This window comes from Paenibacillus mobilis (assembly GCF_058267595.1).
The window spans coordinates 247,212-268,330 of sequence record NZ_JBZCMS010000006.1; the positions used below are offsets into that span (position 1 = coordinate 247,212).

Consider the following 21,119-nt stretch of genomic DNA (forward strand, 5'->3'; position numbering starts at 1 on the left):
AACACAGAGAGGAAATGGAGATAAATCATGCATTCAAGAGATCAAATCCGCAACATTGCGATTATTGCCCACGTTGACCATGGTAAAACAACTCTGGTTGACAAACTGCTCCAGCAATCCGGCACGTTCCGGGAGAACGAGGCCGTTCAAGAACGCGCCATGGACTCCAACGACCTGGAACGGGAACGCGGGATCACGATTCTGGCTAAAAATACAGCTATCAATTACAAAGAAAACCTGATCAACATCGTAGATACACCGGGACACGCCGACTTTGGCGGCGAAGTGGAACGGATCATGAAAATGGTAGACGGCGTATTGCTTGTTGTTGACGCCTACGAAGGCTGCATGCCGCAAACCAAGTTTGTCTTGCGCAAAGCGCTGGAATCCAACCTTACCCCAATCGTGGTTGTGAACAAAATCGACCGTCCGGCAGCCCGTCCTGCCGAAGTGATCGACGAAGTGCTTGATCTGTTCATCGAACTTGAAGCTTCGGACGAACAGCTGGAATTCCCTGTTGTTTATGCTTCCGCCCTTAACGGTACGTCCAGCCTTGATCCCGAGAAACAAGACGACAACATGCAGGCGCTGTACGAGACCATCATTGAAAATATCCCAGCCCCTACGGAGAACGTCGAAGAACCGCTGCAATTCCTCGTTACTTTGATGGACTATAACGAATATTTGGGCCGTATTGCCATCGGCCGGGTAAACCGCGGCATCATCCGCTCCGGACAAGCGGTGACGGTCATTCAGCGTGACGGTAGCAAGAAATCCGCCCGGATCGAGAAGTTGTTTGGCTTCCAGGGCTTGCGCCGTGTAGAAATCGAAGAAGCGGGAGCCGGGGACATCATCGCCATTGCCGGTATTAAAGACATCAACATCGGTGAGACGATTGCCGATCCGGCTAACCCTGAAGCGTTGCCCGTTCTGAAAATTGACGAGCCTACGCTGCAGATGACGTTCCTTGTGAACAACAGTCCTTTTGCGGGCCGCGAAGGCAAGTGGGTTACCTCCCGCAAGCTGCGCGAACGTCTGTACAAAGAGCTGGAAACCGACGTCAGCCTTCGCGTCGACGAAACGGACAGCCCGGACGCCTTTATCGTATCTGGCCGCGGCGAACTTCACCTCGGGATTTTGATCGAAAATATGCGCCGCGAAGGTTACGAAGTTCAGGTATCCAAACCTGAAGTTATCATCAAAGAAATTGACGGCAAAAAGATGGAGCCGATCGAACGTCTCCTGATCGACGTTCCCGAAGAAAACATGGGCGCCGTTATGGAAAGTTTGGGTTACCGCAAAGCCGAAATGGTGAACATGATCAACAACGGTACCGGCCAGGTCCGTCTGGAATTCCTGATTCCTGCACGGGGTCTGATCGGATACAGCACACACTTCCTGACTTTGACCCGCGGTTACGGGGTTATGAACCATGCGTTTGACAGCTATGGTCCGCTCGTTACCGGCCAGGTTGGCGGTCGTCATGAAGGCGTTCTGGTTTCCAGTGAAAACGGAGTTTCCACGCTGTATGGCATCCTGTCGATCGAAGACCGCGGTATTCTATTCTTGGAACCGGGCGCCGAGATTTATGAAGGCATGATCGTAGGCGAGCATACCCGCGATAACGATATCGTTGTTAATATTTGTAAAGAAAAACAATTGACTAACGTTCGTTCCGCAACAAAAGACGATACGGTTAAAATGAAAACCCCTCGTCTGCTGTCCCTGGAACAGGCGCTGGAATATTTGAACGACGACGAATATTGCGAAATTACGCCAAAATCAGTTCGCCTGCGCAAAAAGATCCTGAACAAGAGCGAACGCGAACGTGCCGAGAAACATCGTAAAATGGCAAACGCTAACCAATAAGACGCTCTTTTGTAACTTTATGACGTATCGGAACGTTATATAAAAAGCCGGCGGTTATCCGTCAGGAAAGAAGTCGGACGCTTAAGGTGTCCGATTTTTTTCTGAGGAGCTCTTAGGTTTCAAAAGGCGGCTCCTTTGGTGATTTTTATATATTATGAATGAAAAAGGTGTTTAATAATGAACTCATCTGATCATGGAAGTCTTCCTCCCAGACAGCAGGGCCAGCGTAAAAGCGCAGGCAGCTCCAAAGGGGCGCCGGCAAAGCAAGGCAAGAACCGGAAGAAGGCCGGCCCTGTTAAACGTTTTTTTAGATTTTTGCTGATTCTTGTGATTATCCTGGTTGTGGGCGCCGGCGCTTATGCGGCCTACCTGGCTTATAACGTCAATGAAACGATCAATCAAACCGGTTCGGACAAACCGGTAGCGGCCGGTCAGGAAGCTACGGTGAAACCTCTTTCGATGCTGCTGCTCGGGACGGATTACCGGCCTGAAACCGGAACCCATCTGAGTGACGTTATCATGGTCATCGCCATGAATCCGAAAACCAAATCGGCGACGGTCGTATCGCTTCCGCGCGATACTCGTTTCTCGATGGATGGTTATAAAACGAACAAAATCAACGCTTTTTATCCGAATTTCCTGGCTGCGGAGAAGAAAACGGGCAACTCGGCCGAAGAGGAAATGAAAACGATGATGAGCAAGTTTTTTGACCTGGATATCGATTACGTGACGGTGATGAATTTCCAAGGCTTCCGGGATATCGTGGATGCGCTGCACGGCGTTGACGTCAATGTGGACAAGGATATGTGCTACAAGGATACGGCGGACGGTACGGACATTGACCTGAAAAAGGGAGAGCAGCATTTGGACGGCAAATCGGCGCTTGATTTTGTACGTTACCGGAAATCGAACTGCTCGCCGAGAACGGACGCTTCCGACGATTTTGACCGGAACCGCCGCCAGAACGATGTGCTGCATGCGCTGATCGATCAGGCTAAATCGCTGAACGGCGTTTTAGGTGCCGGAAAAGCCATTGAATCGGTAGGCGATAATATGACGACGGACCTCGAGCAAGGCCAGATTAAAAATATCATCGCTTCCTACTGGAACATTTCCAAAGAAAATGTCCATTTTATGCCGATTACGGGCGACTGGAAGTCCCCTTATGTTTATTTGCATGATGACGAGCTGGAAGCGGCCAAACAGGCGCTGAAGGACGAACTGGCCGGCAAGACGGTTCAATCGCCGGAAGAAAGCTCCTCGGCAGACACCAATGCCAATAACTAATAAATTCAGGCTGCAGTCTGGAATCAACACATTAAAAAAGACGCCATTCCTTTTGGAACGGCGTCTTTTTTCTATGACTTTACCAGTTACCGGTACGAAACTTACCGGATCATTTGTTGGCGGGGATGATTCGCCGGGGTGTCGATGCGCTGACCGCCTGGAGCATTTTTCTTCTCTACCGGACGGTTCGTAGGCGAAATTTGCTGGTTGTCCTCGCTCTTTTTGACGTCGGAAGGCATTTGCGGCACGATCCGTCCGACCAGATCGGCGAGTTCATTAGCCATTCCTTCAATAGGCCGGCCTTCCCGGATGCTTGTGCCCATTTCCGCCAGCCGGTGGCTCAAATCAGCGTCGGCCGTAACGATGGCATTTGCGCCGCGAGGGTCCTTGTGGACGGCTTCAGCCACCGAATATTTGATTGTGCCCACGCGGGAACGGTCGAGTTTGCCGTCGACATCGATTCCAATAATGGCGGTTTTGCCCATCATGACTATATGGGCGCTTTTAACGCCCGGTACCCGGGAGGCGAGCTGCTCCAAATGGACATCGGCAGATATCCGGTTATTATCGGCAGTGTTATTTGCCGTTAACCCCCTGTTAACCTGCTGGCCGGTCCGCTGCGCCGTGCTTTCGATTTTTTGAGTCTGGGAGCGCGCGTTTTCCGCATTGTTCGCCCCGTTTCTAGGTCCACATCCGGCCAGGGCCGTTAAGGCAACGGCCGCTGCCAGCATACATAACCAGCTGCGCATATTCATCTTTCCTTTCTTTAACATGAAATTGGCGTTTTTTTCATCGAATTTGCTGCTCTTATTCTGCCCGGGCCCCAAACCAAATATGTATATCTATGTGGGAGATGCAAAAACCGGAGGGGATGCGTATGAAAAAAATATTTGTACTGGACACGAATGTACTGCTGCATGATCCCAATGCGATTTTTGCTTTTGAAGAAAACGAAGTGGTGATCCCGGCCATCGTCCTCGAAGAGATCGATTCGAAAAAACGAAACGCCGATGAGATCGGCCGCAATGCCCGCGGCGTATCCAGGCTGCTGGATGGATTGAGGGAGCATGGGCAGCTGCATGACGGCGTTAACCTGCGCAGCGGAGGCCAGCTGCGAGTGGAGCTGAACCACCGGAGTTTTGTTAAGGTACAGGAAATGTTTGGAGAGGTCACCAACGACAATCGTATTTTAGCCGTAGCGTTAAATTATTTGATTGAGCAAAATGAGATTCCCGAACCGGAGAAACGTCTGGTCGTGCTGGTTAGCAAAGATGTGCTGGTCCGGATCAAAGCCGACGTACTCGGTATTCCTGCCCAGGACTACTTATCTGACCGGACGGCGGATCCGGATGAACTGTACTCCGGTTACTCGACACTGCTGGTGCATCCGTCCGTGATCGACCAGTTTTACACGTACCGCTATCTGGCCGTTAAGCCGCTTAATTTGTCCTACCCCCTTTACCCGCATGAGTTTGTGATTCTGAAGGACGAAATGGGGACCGGAAAATCTGCGCTTCTCAAAGTGAACGGCGAAGGAACACGCCTGGAGCCGTTATTTTTAAGCAATGATCCGGTTTGGGGCATCGGGGCCCGCAACGCGCAGCAGAGAATGGCTCTTGAACTTCTGCTGAATGACGAGATTCCGCTTGTGACCATAACGGGGAAAGCCGGAACCGGTAAAACCCTGCTGGCGCTGGCGGCCGGACTCCTGAAGGTGGAAGATGAACATCGCTTCAAAAAATTGCTGATCGCCCGGCCCGTTGTACCGATGGGCAAAGATATAGGGTACCTGCCGGGGGAAAAAGAGGAGAAGCTGCGTCCCTGGATGCAGCCGATTTACGACAATCTGGAGTATTTGTTTGATACGAAAAAAGCTGGGGACATCGATAAAATCCTGATGGGGCTGGGCAGTATTCAGGTGGAAGCCTTGACTTATATCCGGGGCCGCTCCATTCCGTCCCAGTACATTATCGTCGATGAAGCGCAAAACCTTTCGCGGCATGAGGTTAAAACCATCGTGTCCCGTGTAGGCGAAGGCAGCAAAATTATTCTGATGGGAGATCCGGGGCAGATCGATCATCCTTACCTGGATGCGACAAGCAACGGTTTGTCCTATGTGGTGGACCGGTTCAAGCAACAGGGGATCAGCGGTCATATCACTTTGGAAAAAGGAGAACGCTCCAAGCTGGCCCAGCTGGCCGCGGATTTGCTGTAGCGGAAGCTTCGGACGACAGCCCAGAAGCAGTTTGTTCTCATGTGAGTGGCGGTTACCGGGACAAGTCGGCGTCTAATTTGTTACAATACAAATAAACGCCGGCCCGGCATTCGCCGAAAGCGGCAGGTCACGAGAGGAAGAACAGGCTGTGAAGCGGAAAAACCACTGGGTGCTTTTTGCCATTTTATTGCTTGCCTTGATCAGTTTATCTCCGGGGGAAGACCGGAGTGTGGTCCAAAATGACGATTCGGGTTTTCTGGAGAGTCCTCCGCTGCCCAACCGGGAAGTGGAGGTCGATCCGGGGCCTATTCAGGTAGCGGTTCAAATGGATCCGGAAGCTTTTAAGTTTCTGGAGGAGCGGAACCGGATTTTTATGGAGAGTCAGCAGGTCAACGTAGAATTGGTCAACGAATACGGGAAAAACGCTTATGAAATATTTAAGCAGCAGCTCGCACTTCATGAGTCTCCCGATGTTATGCTGCTCGACAATGCCTGGATTCAGGAATTTGCGGTTAAAGGCTACCTGCTGCCAGTGGACAGCTATTTTACGGGGGCTGCGGCCGGTAATTCCTTGAGCCTGCTTCAGGCTCCCAGCGAGTGGAACGGTTATATTTGGGCGGTTCCCAAAGATATGGATCCTTATGTTTTTGTGTACAAGCCGGAGACGCTGAACGGTCTGGGGTTTGAAACGCTGCCGCAGTCCATTGAGGCGTGGGACAAGCTTAACAAGGCTTCTAAGGAACAAGCCTCAAAAACGCAGCTTCATCTGCTGGAGACGGATTTCGAAGATCCTTACGCCTTTCTGACCCTGCTGCACCGGTTTGGCGGGACATTAACGCTAAAGAACGCAGGGCAATCCGCCGTGCTTTCGGATGGGGATCAAGGCGCTATCCATTCTCTCGAGGTAATCCGTGCAGGTCTGGCGGATCCGGGACAGGGAGGGGCTGAAGAAGCTTTGAACGAGGTAGCTCAAGGCCGATCCGTGCTCGCTCTGGTGCCTTATTCGATATTCACCCGATATTCAGGCGCCGATTTGCATGCCGAAACGCCGGAAAGTCCGGGTACGGCCGGGAGACTGTCTTTATTTGGGCGTAGTTTCGCCGTATCCGCGGATACGGCCGATACGGAAGCGGCCGGACGCTGGATCACCGCCATGACGGAAGCGGCCGAACAAAAAGCATGGTTTAAGCAGGCCGGAGTGCTTCCCGCTTTAAAATCGTTGTATGACGCTTCCGTAGATAATACGATCGCGGCTTGGCTGCCGGACGGCGGAAAAAACACGGTTTGGGCGCTTTCCCCGAGCGACAATTCGGAGGAGCTGCTGAATAAAGCTTCCGGACAGGCCGCAGCCTTCCTGCGGGGGGAAACTTCTGCAGCTGCCTTTATTGAACAGCTGAAAGACGATTTGAGTCCGTGACGGTCTTCTGTTTTCACATAACCTTCCATAACAAAAGCTCGCCCTACAGGGCGAGCTTTAATTTTACGATCATCGTTTGCGGCTTCAGTTCGACTGACGTAGCTTTAATAAAAGGCATCATCTGCTGCGGGTAAAACCCGAGGTCAAAATCCTGCTCCAGTTCACTGGCCGTCGTATCCGGAAGGGTAAGTCCGTTGAAAATCAGCTTATCGACATGAAACAGAATAGCGTTTTTAGGTTGGTCGCTGACCGTATAGTGCCCTTCAAGCCGCAGTTTCAAATCACCTTCCTGCCCCTCGGCGATCACCTGGTTTTGCTGAAAATGGAAGGAGAAATTGTTGAACAAGGCGTTTTTGGACCTTAGAAACGCGTTTAAATCCTCTTCTTTGATCGTCAAGGTATAATTTAGGCCGTTGGTGGCCAGGCTCCCGTCGTATTGCTTAAAAAAATCGGGGAAATCCTTCATGGCCGTATCCAGCGCCTTAAAGTATTTACGGACTTCAACCAGTCCCACATCACTCCAATAAGTGCCGAGCTGCTCGATCATTTGTTTCAGCTTTTCCGGATCGCTGCTGTTCGCCACGGAACGATCCACCTCCTCCTGCAAGGCAACGACACGATTCCGCTCTGCCAGCAGATTTGATTTGGTCTGAGCCAGTTCGGCGGATTGCCGGTCCAGCTGCTGCTGATCCTGCTTCAGGCCGGCGTAGGCCTGCTGATATTTTCCGATGATTTCCTGATCCCGTTCAAAAATAAGGCCGATGTAGTCCAAAACCGTCAAAAAATCGCGAAAATTGCTGACGGAAAGCAAGGAACCGAGCAAATCCTCGCGTTCGCCCATATAAAAGGCCCTTATGCGGTCATCGGCCTTTTCTTTAGCGAAGGCCATGTCTTTTTCTTTACTCTGAAGCCGGGATTGATTCTCCACGATGGATTGCTCCAGCTTTTGCTGCTGCTGCTCGATTTTGGCGATTTCACGGTCGATCTCCACGACGGAAAGACTTTTTTCCAGAATCTTCTGTGTTTCATCCTCGCTTACCGGGTCGGCTGACGATAAGGCAGGTGCACAAACGGAGGCGGCAAGCAAAGCTGCAGAGACCATGAGTATAAGCGCCCGACGAAGCAAACGCACCCCTCCTCGATGTAAAGTGAAAGATACATATAACTATATGAGAGCTTGTTTGAAAATAAGACCAAACCTTCCATTTTGTCCAGGTGGATTTGAGGCAGGGATATCCTTGCGCGATTCGGCTTTTTCATCCAAACGGCTGCAGGTATGCAAAGGCGAAATTTTGGAAATACAAGTAGCAAATAGATTCTATGAACTTTAAGAGAGGCATAGAGATGTATTAAGCAGTTTTTTCATTATTGAACAGCCGGGGAAGCCGGTTGTTATAGAAGATCATTCAGGATGTCGTTAGGAGGGTTTATATCGCATGACAGCAGTGAGACAAGACGCATGGAGTGCCGAAGATGACTTGATTTTAGCAGAGGTGACGCTTCGGCATATCCGGGAGGGCAGCACCCAATTAACCGCGTTTGAGGAAGTAGGGGAACGAATCGGAAGAACAGCCGCAGCATGCGGGTTTAGATGGAACAGCTGTGTCCGCAAAAGATACGAATCGGCCATCCAGGTGGCCAAAGCGCAGCGCCAAAAACGCAATTATTTGAAAAAGCAGCCCCATTCCCCGGGAAATGTTGCTATTGCAGGTCTGGCGGCGCCCGAGGTAGAGGAAAGTTTGTCTCAGAGTGAAAGCATTTCCGAAGAAAGCATTTCCATCGATGCCGTTATCCGTTTTTTGAAGAGCTGGAAAGCCTCCCTTCAGGATAATGGCCGTCAGGTGCGCAATCTGGAGAAACAGCTTCAAGAAAAAGAGCAGGAGCTTTCGCTGCTAAGGGAAGAAAATGAACGACTTTCGCACCAGGTAAGCGAAGTCCAGACGGATTACAGGGTCGTCAACGACGACTATAAAGCTTTGATCCAAATTATGGACCGTGCGCGGAGGCTTGCTTTTCTGAGTGAGGAAGAGGAGGAAAAATCCAAATTCAAGATGGACGCCAACGGCAATCTTGAGCGGATTGAGTAACCGGATCAGATTTTTCGCTTACAACTAATTATTTGCATTTCAAAGGACCGCCAAGGACCGCCAATATGGCGGTCCTTTTGATTTTGGCCAAACTCTGGTATAAAGATAAGGAATCATAAACAAAGGAGAGGTCCGGCATGCACATAGATATTATTGGAGCAGGCGCCATCGGATTGCTGTTTGCAGGCGGCTTTGCAGCGGCAGACCACCAGGTGCGTCTCTGGACGAGGACAGCCGAACAGGCGGAACTGGTCAATCTGTACGGCGTGGAGCTGGGATCTGCTGATGGAACCTGGATTCAGGCAAAAGGAGGAGTCCAGGCTTCCGTAATGAACGGAGATTGGTCAAACGTTAAACCCGAAGCGGATTGGGTTATTTTGGCGGTCAAACAACGCCACTTTACGGCAGAATGGATAGATTCGCTTGCCGGGCTTAAAAAATCCCATATCCCGGTCCTTTGTCTTCAAAATGGGATGGGGCACATAGATCGGCTTACTGAACGTTTGGATCGGCGGCAAATTTATGCGGCCGTAACGACAGAAGGGGCAAAGAAACAAGGAGCAAACCGGGTGGTTCGCTCTTTACCCGGAGAAACACGGCTAGGCTCTCCTTTTGAGGCTGATTTATCTTGCTTGGAAAGTTTAGCCTTTGTGATGCGGGAGGCAGGATTTACCGGGCTGGTGTCGAAAGATATCGAGAGAGAAATGTATAGAAAGCTTCTGATTAACGCGGCCATTAATCCTTTGACCGCTATTTGGCGTATTCCGAACGGACAACTTTTGGCTTCCGAAGGAAGAGTAGAAATGCTGAACCGGCTGATTGAAGAAGGCGTCGCTATTTTTGAGAAAACGGGCATCCCCTATGAGCCTGACATCGCGGACAAAATCAGGGCGGTATGCCGAGCAACCTCGGGAAATATTTCGTCCATGCTGGCTGACGTGCTGCGGGGAGAAGAGACCGAAGTCGATTATATTAATGGTTTTCTTGTAAGTTTAGCCGGCGAAGCGGGCATCGCGGCTCCGGCGCATGAAATGGTCTGGCGGCTGGTCAAAGGAATGCAAACATCCGGAAAATAGAGTGGGAGGTGGAGATATGGCCATTCTTGAGCCTTTTATCGCTTTGAGCGTTCTCCCGATTATACCTTTTCTTCTTGCGTACGTTATTTGCTATGTATGGAAACGTGACAAGAGAAAGTCGCTGCTGCTGGCTATGGACATCACGACCTTATTTTTGATTTTGTCCGTTTCCGCTTTGTTCAACCAGATTTTCGAAACCGGATTCGGTTTTTACCTCATCCTGCTGTTTATGCTGGTATGCGGCGGACTGATCGGCAGCGCTCAGAGCCGGCTTAAGGGGAAAGTCGATCCCAAAAGGCTTGTAAGGGCCGTCTGGAGGCTCTCTTTTCTGTTAACAAGCGTGGCTTATCTGATTTTCTTTATCATTGGATTTTTTCCTTACATATGGGCAGTATAACCATTACAGTTCAAATACGGAGGAGGTTTTCGTCGAACTAGCGTGGACAACAGGAATTAAATGGAATTTATATAACATAAGATGTCAGGTATGTATAAAAAAATGGGAAATAAAGCACTTTCATGTGAGAAAAACTAAGAAAAATGAGTTTTTTCTCAAAATTAATGATAGATTTTTTTAACCGACGGTTGTATAATCTGAAAAATAAACCAAAATAAATTTTGTAGGGGGAAGAAGTTACATGAAGAAGCAAAGATGGCTAGTCCTTCTGACGCTTGTTCTTGCTGTAGGCGTTGTATTATCCGCATGCGGATCTGGCAATAACAACTCGGCAGCAAACAGCGGCAACGGAAGCACAAACAGCAGCACCAACACTGGCGGCAGCAATGCTGGCGGTGAAGAAAAATTGGCAGCAGACCAAACGCTCCGCATTAACTTCTCGGCTGACGTGCCGACGTTTGACCCGGCACAAGCGCAAGATAACCAAGCGCATACTGCACTGAACCTAATGTATGAAGGTTTGGTACGTGTCGATGAGAACTCCAAAGAAGTTCCTGGTGTTGCTGAAAGCTGGGAAACAGATTCCACTGGCAAAGTTTACACTTTCCATCTTCGTAAAGACGCTAAATGGAGCAACGGGGATCCTGTAACTGCTGGAGATTTCGTATTTGCTTGGCAGCGCGTGCTTGATCCTAAGACTCAACCGGCTCCAGCTTACGCTTACCAATTGTACTACCTGAAGAACGCCCAAGCTTTCAACGAAGGAAAAGTCACTGATTTCTCCCAAGTTGGCGTTAAAGCCGTAGACGATTACACACTTCAGGTTACTTTGGAGAACACAACTCCTTATTTCATTAACTTGACTTCTTTCTACACTTATTTCCCGGTTCATAAGTCTGTTGCAAACAACGACAAATGGGCTACGGATCCTAGCACCATGATTACTAACGGCCCATTCACATTGAAGAGCCTGGTAACTGGTCAATCCATGGAATTTGATAAAAACCCTAACTACTGGGATAACAAGGACATTAAGTTGAATACGATCAAAGCAACTATCGTAAACAGTGCAGCAACAGAAGTATTGTCTTACCAAAACGGCGAGCTTGATCGCGCAGGTCAGCCAAACGGCAACATTCCTGCCGACCAAATTCCAATTTTGAAAGACCAATTTAAAGACGAGTTCCACATTGACCCGATTGCGAGCCTTTACTACTACGAGTTCAATACAAAAGCTAAACCTTTTGACAACGCAAAAATCCGTAAAGCATTCGCGATGGCCATTGATCGCCAGTCGATCGTTGACAATGTAACTAAAGGCGGTCAAGTTCCTGCATTTGGTTTGGTTCCTCCGGGCATCAACGGTGCTGACAAATCGTTCCGCGAAGAGTATCCGGAAGATTACTTTAAAGAAGACGTAACTGAAGCTAAGAAATTACTTCAAGAAGGTATGGCTGAAGAAGGAATTACTTCCCTGCCTCCAATCACTTTGACTTACAACACAGATGACAACCACAAGAAAATCGCTTTGGCCGTAACTGATATGTGGAAGAAAAATCTGGGTGTAGACGTTCAAATCGAAAACCAAGAATGGGGCGTATTCCTCAAAAACCGTCAAAACGGCGATTTCCAAGTCGCTCGTGCCGGCTGGGTTCCTGACTATAACGACCCTATGACATTTATCGACATGTGGACCACACAAAGCGGTAACAATGATATTAAATTGAACGATCCTACTTACGATTCCCTTGTTGCTGATGCTTACAAAAATTCGGACAACAAAGCTCGTATGGAAGATTTCCGCAAAGCCGAACAAATCCTGATCGGCGACCAAATGGGAATCATGCCGGTTTACTATTACACGAACCTTTCTTTGGTTAAACCTTACCTGAAAGGTGCAACTTTGGATTACAGCGGTTCCGTTGACTACTCCAGAGCTTACCTGCTTGAACACTAAGAACTTCAATATGATTTGAAGAACTTGCTTTAACTTTATAATTCAATGGGATATATGTGTGGATATCCACATATATCCCGTTTTTTTATGTATTGCCAATGGACAAAACTGGCGTATTTAGGTAAAATTTTTTTATGCTGTTTTATTCGACAAGGAGGTGCAAAATCGGGCATGTTTCGCTATGTACTAAGTAAATTGTTCTACATGTTGGTCTCACTGTTCATTCTGGTGTCGGCCACTTTCTTTCTGATGAAAGCCATTCCGGGTGACCCGTTTCAGTCGGAGAAAAAGGTTCCGCCCGAAATTCGAGCGCGGCTGTTCGAACAGTATGGTTTTGATAAACCACTGTATGTACAGTACGGCAAATATCTAGGCAATATCCTTCATGGGGATCTGGGACTTTCCATGAAACACGTGAACCAGGAAGTGTCCGATCTCATTTTGAAAACCTTCTCAGCGTCCCTTAAATTGGGGATTGTCGCTATTATTGTGTCGATTATTGTCGGCGTCCTGCTGGGGATGCTAGCAGCGCTTTACCATCGAAAGCTAATCGACAACGTGGCGATGGTTCTGGCCGTTCTGGGGATTGCGGTGCCGAGTTTTGTTTTGGCGGCTCTGCTGCAATTTTTCTTTGCGTTTAAGCTGCATGTCTTTCGAGTGATGGGCTTTGAAACGCCGCTCGATTATGTGCTGCCTGTAGCTGCGCTGTCTGCCCAGCCGATTGCGTTTATTGCCAGGTTGACGCGGTCCAGCATGCTGGAGGTTCTGCATGCGGATTACATCAAGACGGCAAAAGCCAAAGGTTTGAACTGGTTTACCATCATGTTCAGACACGTGGTACGGAACGGCATCATGCCGGTCATTACTTACTTGGGACCTATGGCAGCCAACGTTGTTACGGGTTCTGTAGTTATCGAGCAGGTCTTTGGTATCGGCGGGATTGGTAAACAATTTGTCGAATCGATCACCAACCGGGACTATACGCTCATAATGGGGATTACCATTTTCTACGGTGTGTTGCTGATGCTCGCTCGTTTTGTTTCGGATTTGTTGTATGTCGTGGTCGATCCACGCGTGAAATTAAGTTCAAGGAAGGAGGGCTAACCGATGTCTGTAGATTCCAATACAGTTAAACAAACCGTGGCATTGACGCCCGATGATTTCCGTAAACTCGACACATCCGAGAAAAATGCAGAAATCATTCAGCGCGAAAGTGTTTCCGCCTGGAAAGACGCCTGGCGCCGCCTTATCGAAAACAAGGTAGCCATGGGGGCATTGGTTCTTCTTGCGCTAATTGTGCTTATGGCCATCTTTGGTCCTTTGATTTCGAAATATAACTATTACACAAATGATTTGCTTGCTACTAACCAGAAGCCTTCGGCTGATCACTGGTTCGGAACCGATGATCTGGGCCGCGACATGTTTGTCCGTACCTGGATGGGCGCGCGCATTTCCCTCATTGTAGGTCTTGTAGCCGCTTTGATTGACTTGCTTATCGGTGTTATCTACGGCGGTATCATGGGTTATTTCGGCGGACGTGTGGATGAAATCATGAACAAGTTTTCCGAAATCATTTACGCTATTCCGTACCTGCTGGTAACGATCCTTTTGCTGGTCGTGTTTGAGCCAAGTTTAGGAACGATCATTTTAGCCTTGACGATTACGGGCTGGATTAATATGTCCTGGATTGTCCGCGGTGAAATTATGCAGCTCAAAAACCGCGAGTTCGTGCTTGCTTCCCGCTCGATGGGTGCCGGCTCCGGTCGTTTGCTGTTCCGCCACCTGCTTCCGAATGCGGTAGGTCCAATTATCGTAACCTTGACTTTGTCCGTGCCGAATGCAATTTTCTCTGAAGCTTTCCTCAGCTTCTTGGGTCTCGGTGTACAAGCACCTGTCGCTTCCCTCGGTTCGATGGTCAATGACGCCTTGACGGGCTGGATGTATTACCCTTGGCGGATGTTGTTCCCGGCTATCCTGATCAGTGTAACGATGCTGGCTTTTAACATCTTCGGCGACGGTCTTCGTGACGCGCTTGATCCTAAATTGAAAAAATAGGGGGTGAAACTATGGAACCGATTTTGCAGGTTAAAGATTTGCATGTTTCCTTCAAAGTAAGAGGCGGAGAAGTTCAGGCTGTCCGCGGTGTTGATTTTGAACTTGGCAAAGGGGAAACCATTGCCATTGTAGGTGAATCCGGTAGTGGTAAAAGTGTAACCGCGCAATCGATTATGCGTCTTATTCCTTCACCGCCGTCTTTTGTCAAAAAGGGCGAAATTATTTTCCAAGGCCAAAACCTGCTGAAAAAAACGAACAAGCAAATGGAAGGCATCCGTGGGAAAGACATCGGCATGATTTTCCAGGATCCAATGACCTCGCTTAACCCTACAATTAAAGTAGGACGCCAAATTACCGAGGGTTTGATTAAACACCAAAACCTGTCCGGACAAGAGGCGAAAAAGAGAGCCATCGAAATGCTGAAAATGGTTGGCATCAAAAACGCTGAAGCACGTTATAGCCAGTATCCGCACGAATTCTCCGGCGGCATGCGTCAACGGGTTATGATCGCGATTGCACTGGCCTGCCGGCCTGCGCTGCTTATCGCCGACGAACCAACGACCGCGCTCGACGTTACGATACAAGCTCAAATTCTGGATGTCATGAGAGACATGCAGGAAAAATTGGGTACGTCAATCATCTTGATTACGCACGACCTCGGCGTAGTAGCCGGCATGTGCGACCGCGTTATCGTTATGTATGCGGGTGAAGTAGTGGAAACGGGGACGAAATGGGAGATTTTCAAAAACCCAAGCCATCCTTATACGCAAGGTTTGCTTCGTTCCCTGCCGCGGGTTGACCAGAGCAAAGACGAGCCGCTGATCCCGATTCCGGGCACGCCGCCGGATTTGATCAAACCGCCTGTAGGTTGTCCGTTTGCGGCTCGCTGCCCGCACGCCATGAAGGTTTGCGAACAGATTGATCCGGATCCGACCGAATTCAGCGAAACGCATATGGCTCGCTGCTGGCTGCATCATCCAATGGCACAGGAGGTGAATCCGTCTTGAGTCAACCATTAATTGAAGTAGACGGTTTGAAAAAGTTTTTTAACGTTGGCCAAGGCAAAACCCTGAAGGCCGTTAACGATATCAGCTTTTCGATTCAAAAAGGGGAAACGCTCGGCCTGGTAGGGGAATCCGGCTGCGGTAAATCGACCGCTGGTCGTACGATTCTCCGTCTGTATGAGCCTACGGCTGGCAGCGTTCGCTTTGAAGGGACGGATATTTATAAGCTTCCTCCCCGTAAAATGAAAGCGATGCGCCGGGATATGCAGATGATTTTCCAGGATCCTTACGCTTCCTTGAACCCTCGTTTTACGGTCATGGATATTATCGGCGAAGCGCTGGATATTCACGGTTTGGCCGGAAGCCGCCAGGAGCGAAAAAAACGGGTGGAAGAGCTGCTGGACATGGTAGGCCTCAAATCCGATCACGCTTCTCGTTACCCGCACGAATTTTCCGGCGGTCAGCGTCAGCGGATCGGGATTGCCCGCGCCCTTGCGGTAAATCCAAAGTTCATCATTTGCGACGAACCGATTTCCGCGCTTGATGTTTCCATTCAGGCTCAGGTTGTAAACCTGCTGACTGAACTGCAGAACAAGCTGGGACTTACTTATTTGTTTGTTGCCCATGACTTGTCCATGGTGAAGCATATCAGCGACCGTGTAGCCGTTATGTATCTGGGTAAAGTCGTAGAGCTTGCTCCAAGTGAAGAGCTTTACGCCAACCCGCAGCATCCTTACACGAAAACACTTTTGTCCGCCATCCCGGTTCCGGATCCGGAAGTGGAAGCGAACAAAAAGCGGATTTTGCTGCAGGATGATGCTTCCGGGCCAATCTCCGGTAAAAACGATTCCGGCTCCGGCGGCGCTTTCGATCTGGATAACTCCGAGCTGGTTGAAGTAACTAAAGGCCATTGGGTATCCATGCCTCGCAAATAACCGCAATAAACCCGCAGGAAAACCTGCGGGTTTATTTATTTAATTAATAATTTCTAAGGATCCGCAAACGGCTTGAATCAGCTTCGGAGTTAGGTTCCGCCTGATAGGTTTGCTTATGATAAATTTTAAATAGCTTTGACGGAATCGGGCCGCTCCGGTACAATCAAGAAGGGTTTTCATGCATGAGGTAACAGGAGGACTGACTTAAGATGAAGATTGTTGACAAACCGTTATCTGTGAGGCAGCCTCTGGCAGCCGCGCTTATCGCGGATTATCCGAGCGTCGCTCATCTGTATCAAAGCGATGCGGCGGAGCCGGCCAGCTGGCAGGCAAGATTGGAATGGCTTGATCATAATGAGGACAACCGGATTGACCGTCAAAAGGTTACAGGTGTTCTCCGCACATATAATAATCTGCATAATCCGGCGCCGCAGGTGAAGGCTTCGCTTGACCGGCTGGAACAAAAGGGTACTGCAGTTATTGTGGGCGGTCAGCAGTCCGGCCTGTTTACGGGACCGCTATTTGTCATCTATAAAGCGGCAACCGTTATTCAAGCGGCCAAGAAAGCAGAAGCTGAGTTAGGGCGGTCGGTAGTGCCGGTATTTTGGATTGCCGGAGAAGATCATGACTGGGATGAAGCGAACCATACATATATCCTGTCAAAAGATTTAAAAGTCACGCGAATCCGGATGCACCGGAATGACGACCTGCGCACGCCGGTCAGCTATACTTCCGTTCATTCCGAGGAGTGGGACCGAGTGCTTAAGGAGTTAACCGAGCTGCTTCCGGATACGGAATTTAAACCGCAGCTGTTGGCTGATCTGCGTGGGTCGGTTTCGGAAACGTTGACGCTGAGTTTTGCCAAGCTGCTGGGCAAGCTGTTCGGCAAATACGGCCTTGTGCTGCTGGATTCTGCAGATCCTGAGCTGAGGAAGCTTGAAAAAGGCATGTTCGAACAAATCGTTCGTCACGGAGATGGCCTTACGGCCTCTTATATTGAAGCCGCCCGTCAAATTCGCGAGATGGGTCTTGAAGAGCAGGCGGAAGTAGCCGAAGACGGAGCTAACCTTTTTTATGTCCATGAAGGAAAAAGACTGCTGCTCTTCCGCAGCGGAGAGCGGTTTATGGATCGGAAGGGTCAGGTTTCTTTCACTAAGGAAGAATTGATCGAAGAAATTAAGGGACATCCGGAACGTTTCAGCAACAACGTTTTAACGCGGCCATTGATGCAGGATGCTTTGCTGCCTGTCCTTGCTTTCGTGCTTGGAGACGGAGAAATTGCTTATTGGGCGCTGCTCAAAAAAGCCTTCGGCGAACTTGGACTGCAAATGCCGATTTTACTGCCGCGGCTGTCTTTTACCGTTGTAGAGGGCACTTTGCAGAAGTATATGGACAAATATGAACTGAGTTATGAAGAGGTTCGGGACCGTTTCCACGAGAAAAAGGCCGCATGGCTCGCCGAGCAGGATCACGTTCACGTAGATGAGCGGTTTGCAGAAGTGAAAGAAGCTTTTACCCGTTTATATGAACCGCTTATTGAACAGCTGGGCACCATCGAAACGGGGCTGTTGAGGCTCGGAGACACCAATAAAGAACGCATCCTCGCGCAAATGGATTTTCTCCAAGGCAAAGCCAAAGATGCGCTGGCCACGGCTAATGAAGCAACGCTCCGGCACTGGGACCGCATTCATTTGTCGTTAATGCCGCAGGATAAGCTGCAGGAACGTGTCTATAATATCTATTATTATTTGAACCGTTACGGCATGGAGTTTATGGACCATTTAATGGAGATTCCTTATGAAACGAACAGCTGTCACAAGCTGATTTTACTTTGAGCAGGGTAGGAGGACGCAGGTATGGCAGCAAACGCAAAAGAGAACAGCATCGTTGCTGATCTTGGCTTGGCTCCGCAAGGCCATCTCAAAATCGATTGGGTGGAAGCCCATATGCCGGTGCTGAACCGGATCCGCAAACAGTTTGAGGAAGAATTGCCGTTTAAGGGGCTTAAAGTTACCATCTGCCTTCATCTTGAAGCCAAAACGGCCTATTTGGCCAAAGTGGTGCAGGCGGGAGGAGCCGATGTTACGATTACGGGCAGCAATCCCTTGTCTACCCAGGATGATGTCTGTGCGGCCCTCGTAGAGGACGGAATTACCGTGTTTGCCAAATACAATCCGGAGCCTGCCGAATACAAACAGCTGATCCGTAAATCGCTGGAGTCCAAACCCGATTTGATTATTGATGACGGGGGCGACCTGGTGACGCTGCTGCAGTCCGAATGTCCGGAGCTCGGGGAAAACATCCGCGGCGGAGCTGAAGAAACAACGACAGGCATTATCCGTCTTAAGGCTTTGGACAAGCAGAACCTGCTTAAATTCCCGATGGTAGCGGTCAATGATGCTTATTGCAAATATTTGTTCGATAACCGGTACGGCACGGGCCAGTCGGCCTGGGACGGCATTATCCGCACAACCAACCTGGTGGTGTCCGGCAAAACCGTAGTGGTTGTCGGTTACGGCTGGTGCGGCAAAGGTGTAGCTATGCGTGCCAAAGGTTTAGGAGCAAACGTCATCGTTACGGAAGTGGATGCGATCAAAGCAGTTGAGGCGCATATGGACGGGTTCCGCGTCATGCCGATGCTGGAAGCGGCAAAGCTGGGCGACTTTTTCATTACGGTTACCGGCAACAAATATGTTATTAACGGCGAGCATTACGATGTCATGAAGGATGGGGCAATTTTGTCCAACGCCGGCCACTTCGATGTCGAGTTCAGCAAGCCGGATCTGGAAGCTAGAAGTGTCTCTATTCGAACCGTTCGGAAAAATATCGAGGAATACCGTCTGAAAGACGGCCGCAAAATTTACAGTCTCGGCGAAGGCCGGCTGGTGAATCTCGCGGCAGCGGACGGGCATCCCGCAGAAATTATGGATACAACCTTTGCGCTTCAGGCGCTTGGTTTGAGATACGTAAACGAGCATTATCAGGAGATCGGCAAAACGGTCGTTAACGTCCCTTATGAAATTGATGAGCAGGTAGCGAGATACAAGCTGGAAAGCCTCAACATCGCCATCGACACGTTAAGCGACGAGCAAAAGGCTTATTTGCAAAGCTGGCAGGCTTAAGAACCGGCCGGCGGGTTTAAACCTGTTTTATTTTTTGGTGAAATAGGACGATGTAAAAACGAAATCCTCTCCCTGCTTAAGCGGGAGGGGATTTTTCTTTTTGCGGATTGTATGAAATTACCATAAAATTTTTTTGGCGATTTAGCAGGAAAAACAAAAGGAACGAAGAATAGTTATATCTCATGAGTGGTGGAAAGTGGGTTAAAGTGGGGGAAAGAGGTTAAGGAGTGGGTAGTCCGATGTTTATGGGGGAGTTCCAGCATAGCATTGATGACAAAGGCCGGATTACGATCCCGGCTAAATTCCGCGACTCTTTAGGGACCACTTTTGTTGTAACCCGGGGTTTGGACCACTGTCTTTTTGTTTATCCGCAGTCGGAATGGGAAGTGCTTGAGAACAAGCTGAAAGCTCTTCCTCTGATGAAATCCGACGCCCGCGCGTTTACGCGTTTCTTTTTCTCCGGGGCAACGGAATGCGAATGGGATAAACAGGGAAGGGTAAATTTACCCGCCAATTTACGAGAATATGCCAAGCTGGACAAAGAATGCGTGGTACTGGGCGTATCCAACCGGGTGGAGATCTGGAATAGGGAAACCTGGCAGCAGTATTTCGATCAGTCGGAGGATACGTTTAACGAAATTGCCGAAAAGCTGGTGGATTTTAATTTTGATTTGTAAATACCGATAAAACTTTTATAGCAAAGTCGAATCGGATTGAATTTGGAGGTTTGCAGCTTTGTTCCATCACATCACAGTGCTTAAAGAAGAAGCAACAGAAGGGCTGCATATTAAGCCGGACGGCATTTACGTGGACTGCACGCTGGGAGGCGGCGGCCACAGCTCGGTGATATTGTCCAAGCTGGGTCCTAAAGGGAAACTGATTGCTTTTGACCAGGATGATTGGGCGCATGACAATGCGAAAGAAAGGCTGAAGGAGTTTGCGGACAGACTTATTCTCGTCAAAAGCAACTTTCGGCACCTGGAAGAGCAGCTCAGAACGATCCCGGAGGTTCCGCAAGTGGACGGTGTTCCGCAGGTAGATGGCATCTTGTATGATCTCGGCGTTTCTTCACCCCAATTTGATGAAGGAGAAAGGGGCTTTAGCTACAACTCGGATGCCCCGCTGGACATGCGGATGGACCGTTCAACGGACCTGACGGCCCGGGATATTGTCAACGAATGGCCTGAAAAGGAAATCGCGAGGGTATTGTTTCAATATGGAGAAGAGAAGTTTTCCAGACGGATTGCCAAGGTGATTGTCGAATCCCGGCAGGAAACGCCGGTCGAAACCACCGGGCAGCTGGTAGAACTCATCAAGGCAGGGATTCCTGCCGCGGCAAGACGTACGGGAGGGCATCCTGCCAAACGGAGTTTTCAGGCTCTCCGCATTGCCGTCAATGATGAGCTGGGCGCTTTCGAGGACAGCCTGCATCAGGCGGTACGCTGCCTGGCACCCGCAGGAAGAGTGTCGGTAATCACGTTCCACTCTTTGGAAGACCGTTTGTGCAAGCAGATTTTTACGGGATATGTCAGCAAATGCATTTGCCCGCCCGATCTGCCAATGTGCGCTTGCGGAGCAAGCGAAAGCGGGACGCTGAAATTGATTAACCGTAAACCGATCGTGCCTTCCGAAAGTGAACTGGAGCAAAACCCGCGGGCACGTTCAGCCAAGCTGCGTGTAGCGGAGAAATTGTAGAAA

The 21,119-nt window shown here is 49.5% G+C and carries 18 protein-coding genes; 16 read left to right on the forward strand and 2 right to left on the reverse strand.

Features of this window, described 5'->3' with window-relative positions; all coding sequences use genetic code 11:
- The first annotated feature begins 27 nt into the window (after positions 1 to 27).
- Together typA and AC3ZPD_RS13455 are read left to right on the forward strand one after the other, a co-directional pair.
- Complete coding sequence (gene typA, locus AC3ZPD_RS13450) at positions 28 to 1,869, forward strand: translational GTPase TypA (RefSeq protein WP_490984802.1); 1,842 nt, start codon at positions 28 to 30, stop codon at positions 1,867 to 1,869.
- A gap of 177 nt (positions 1,870 to 2,046) precedes the next feature.
- A complete protein-coding gene (locus tag AC3ZPD_RS13455; protein ID WP_490984803.1) occupies positions 2,047 to 3,156 on the forward strand; it encodes an LCP family protein in 1,110 nt (369 codons plus the stop codon).
- Between the two features lie 101 nt (positions 3,157 to 3,257).
- On the opposite strand, the gene AC3ZPD_RS13460 is transcribed toward AC3ZPD_RS13455, so the two are convergent.
- Complete coding sequence (locus AC3ZPD_RS13460; RefSeq protein WP_490984804.1) at positions 3,258 to 3,905, reverse strand: YhcN/YlaJ family sporulation lipoprotein; 648 nt, start codon at positions 3,903 to 3,905, stop codon at positions 3,258 to 3,260.
- 128 nt (positions 3,906 to 4,033) lie between these two features.
- Between AC3ZPD_RS13460 and AC3ZPD_RS13465 the strand changes: the two genes are divergently transcribed.
- The gene (locus AC3ZPD_RS13465; RefSeq protein ID WP_490984805.1) at positions 4,034 to 5,371 is read left to right on the forward strand and encodes a PhoH family protein; all 1,338 of its coding nucleotides are present in this window, start codon (positions 4,034 to 4,036) and stop codon (positions 5,369 to 5,371) included.
- A 148-nt stretch (positions 5,372 to 5,519) separates the two neighbouring features.
- On the forward strand, positions 5,520 to 6,788 hold the full coding sequence (locus AC3ZPD_RS13470; protein ID WP_490984806.1) for an ABC transporter substrate-binding protein: 1,269 nt from the start codon (positions 5,520 to 5,522) through the stop codon (positions 6,786 to 6,788).
- 43 nt (positions 6,789 to 6,831) lie between these two features.
- Here AC3ZPD_RS13470 and AC3ZPD_RS13475 read toward each other — a convergent pair whose 3' ends face one another.
- Entirely contained in the window at positions 6,832 to 7,914 is a 1,083-nt protein-coding gene (locus tag AC3ZPD_RS13475) for a coiled-coil domain-containing protein (RefSeq protein WP_490984807.1), read from the reverse strand.
- Between the two features lie 310 nt (positions 7,915 to 8,224).
- Here AC3ZPD_RS13475 and AC3ZPD_RS13480 point away from each other — a divergent pair, with 310 nt between their 5' ends.
- The 12 genes from AC3ZPD_RS13480 to rsmH all read left to right on the forward strand — a co-directional run bounded on the left by AC3ZPD_RS13480 (position 8,225) and on the right by rsmH (position 21,116).
- Positions 8,225 to 8,875: an RsfA family transcriptional regulator gene (locus tag AC3ZPD_RS13480; RefSeq protein ID WP_490984808.1), complete on the forward strand. Its 651-nt coding sequence runs from the start codon at positions 8,225 to 8,227 to the stop codon at positions 8,873 to 8,875.
- A 137-nt stretch (positions 8,876 to 9,012) separates the two neighbouring features.
- Positions 9,013 to 9,951 (forward strand): ketopantoate reductase family protein, encoded by a 939-nt coding sequence (locus AC3ZPD_RS13485; RefSeq protein WP_490984809.1) that lies wholly within the window; start codon positions 9,013 to 9,015, stop codon positions 9,949 to 9,951.
- Between the two features lie 16 nt (positions 9,952 to 9,967).
- A complete protein-coding gene (locus AC3ZPD_RS13490) occupies positions 9,968 to 10,348 on the forward strand; it encodes a DUF3397 domain-containing protein (protein ID WP_490984810.1) in 381 nt (126 codons plus the stop codon).
- 241 nt (positions 10,349 to 10,589) lie between these two features.
- Complete coding sequence (locus tag AC3ZPD_RS13495; RefSeq protein ID WP_490984811.1) at positions 10,590 to 12,305, forward strand: peptide ABC transporter substrate-binding protein; 1,716 nt, start codon at positions 10,590 to 10,592, stop codon at positions 12,303 to 12,305.
- 171 nt (positions 12,306 to 12,476) lie between these two features.
- Positions 12,477 to 13,409, forward strand: a complete 933-nt coding sequence (locus tag AC3ZPD_RS13500; protein WP_490984812.1) for an ABC transporter permease — start codon at positions 12,477 to 12,479, stop codon at positions 13,407 to 13,409.
- A 3-nt stretch (positions 13,410 to 13,412) separates the two neighbouring features.
- A complete protein-coding gene (locus tag AC3ZPD_RS13505) occupies positions 13,413 to 14,360 on the forward strand; it encodes an ABC transporter permease (protein WP_490984813.1) in 948 nt (315 codons plus the stop codon).
- A gap of 11 nt (positions 14,361 to 14,371) precedes the next feature.
- Positions 14,372 to 15,367 (forward strand): ABC transporter ATP-binding protein, encoded by a 996-nt coding sequence (locus AC3ZPD_RS13510; protein ID WP_490984814.1) that lies wholly within the window; start codon positions 14,372 to 14,374, stop codon positions 15,365 to 15,367.
- Positions 15,364 to 16,299 carry an ABC transporter ATP-binding protein gene (locus AC3ZPD_RS13515; protein ID WP_490984815.1) on the forward strand — a complete coding sequence of 312 codons (936 nt, stop codon included), beginning with the start codon at positions 15,364 to 15,366 and terminating at the stop codon, positions 16,297 to 16,299. Before AC3ZPD_RS13510 ends, AC3ZPD_RS13515 begins: the two co-directional genes overlap by 4 nt.
- 209 nt (positions 16,300 to 16,508) lie before the next feature.
- Positions 16,509 to 18,134, forward strand: a complete 1,626-nt coding sequence (gene bshC / locus AC3ZPD_RS13520; protein ID WP_490984816.1) for a bacillithiol biosynthesis cysteine-adding enzyme BshC — start codon at positions 16,509 to 16,511, stop codon at positions 18,132 to 18,134.
- Positions 18,135 to 18,155: 21 nt separating this feature from the next.
- Entirely contained in the window at positions 18,156 to 19,421 is a 1,266-nt protein-coding gene (locus AC3ZPD_RS13525) for an adenosylhomocysteinase (protein WP_490984817.1), read from the forward strand.
- Positions 19,422 to 19,660: 239 nt separating this feature from the next.
- Positions 19,661 to 20,098 carry a division/cell wall cluster transcriptional repressor MraZ gene (gene mraZ / locus AC3ZPD_RS13530; RefSeq protein WP_490984886.1) on the forward strand — a complete coding sequence of 146 codons (438 nt, stop codon included), beginning with the start codon at positions 19,661 to 19,663 and terminating at the stop codon, positions 20,096 to 20,098.
- A gap of 58 nt (positions 20,099 to 20,156) precedes the next feature.
- Positions 20,157 to 21,116 (forward strand): 16S rRNA (cytosine(1402)-N(4))-methyltransferase RsmH, encoded by a 960-nt coding sequence (gene rsmH, locus AC3ZPD_RS13535; RefSeq protein ID WP_490984818.1) that lies wholly within the window; start codon positions 20,157 to 20,159, stop codon positions 21,114 to 21,116.
- Positions 21,117 to 21,119: the final 3 nt, after the last annotated feature.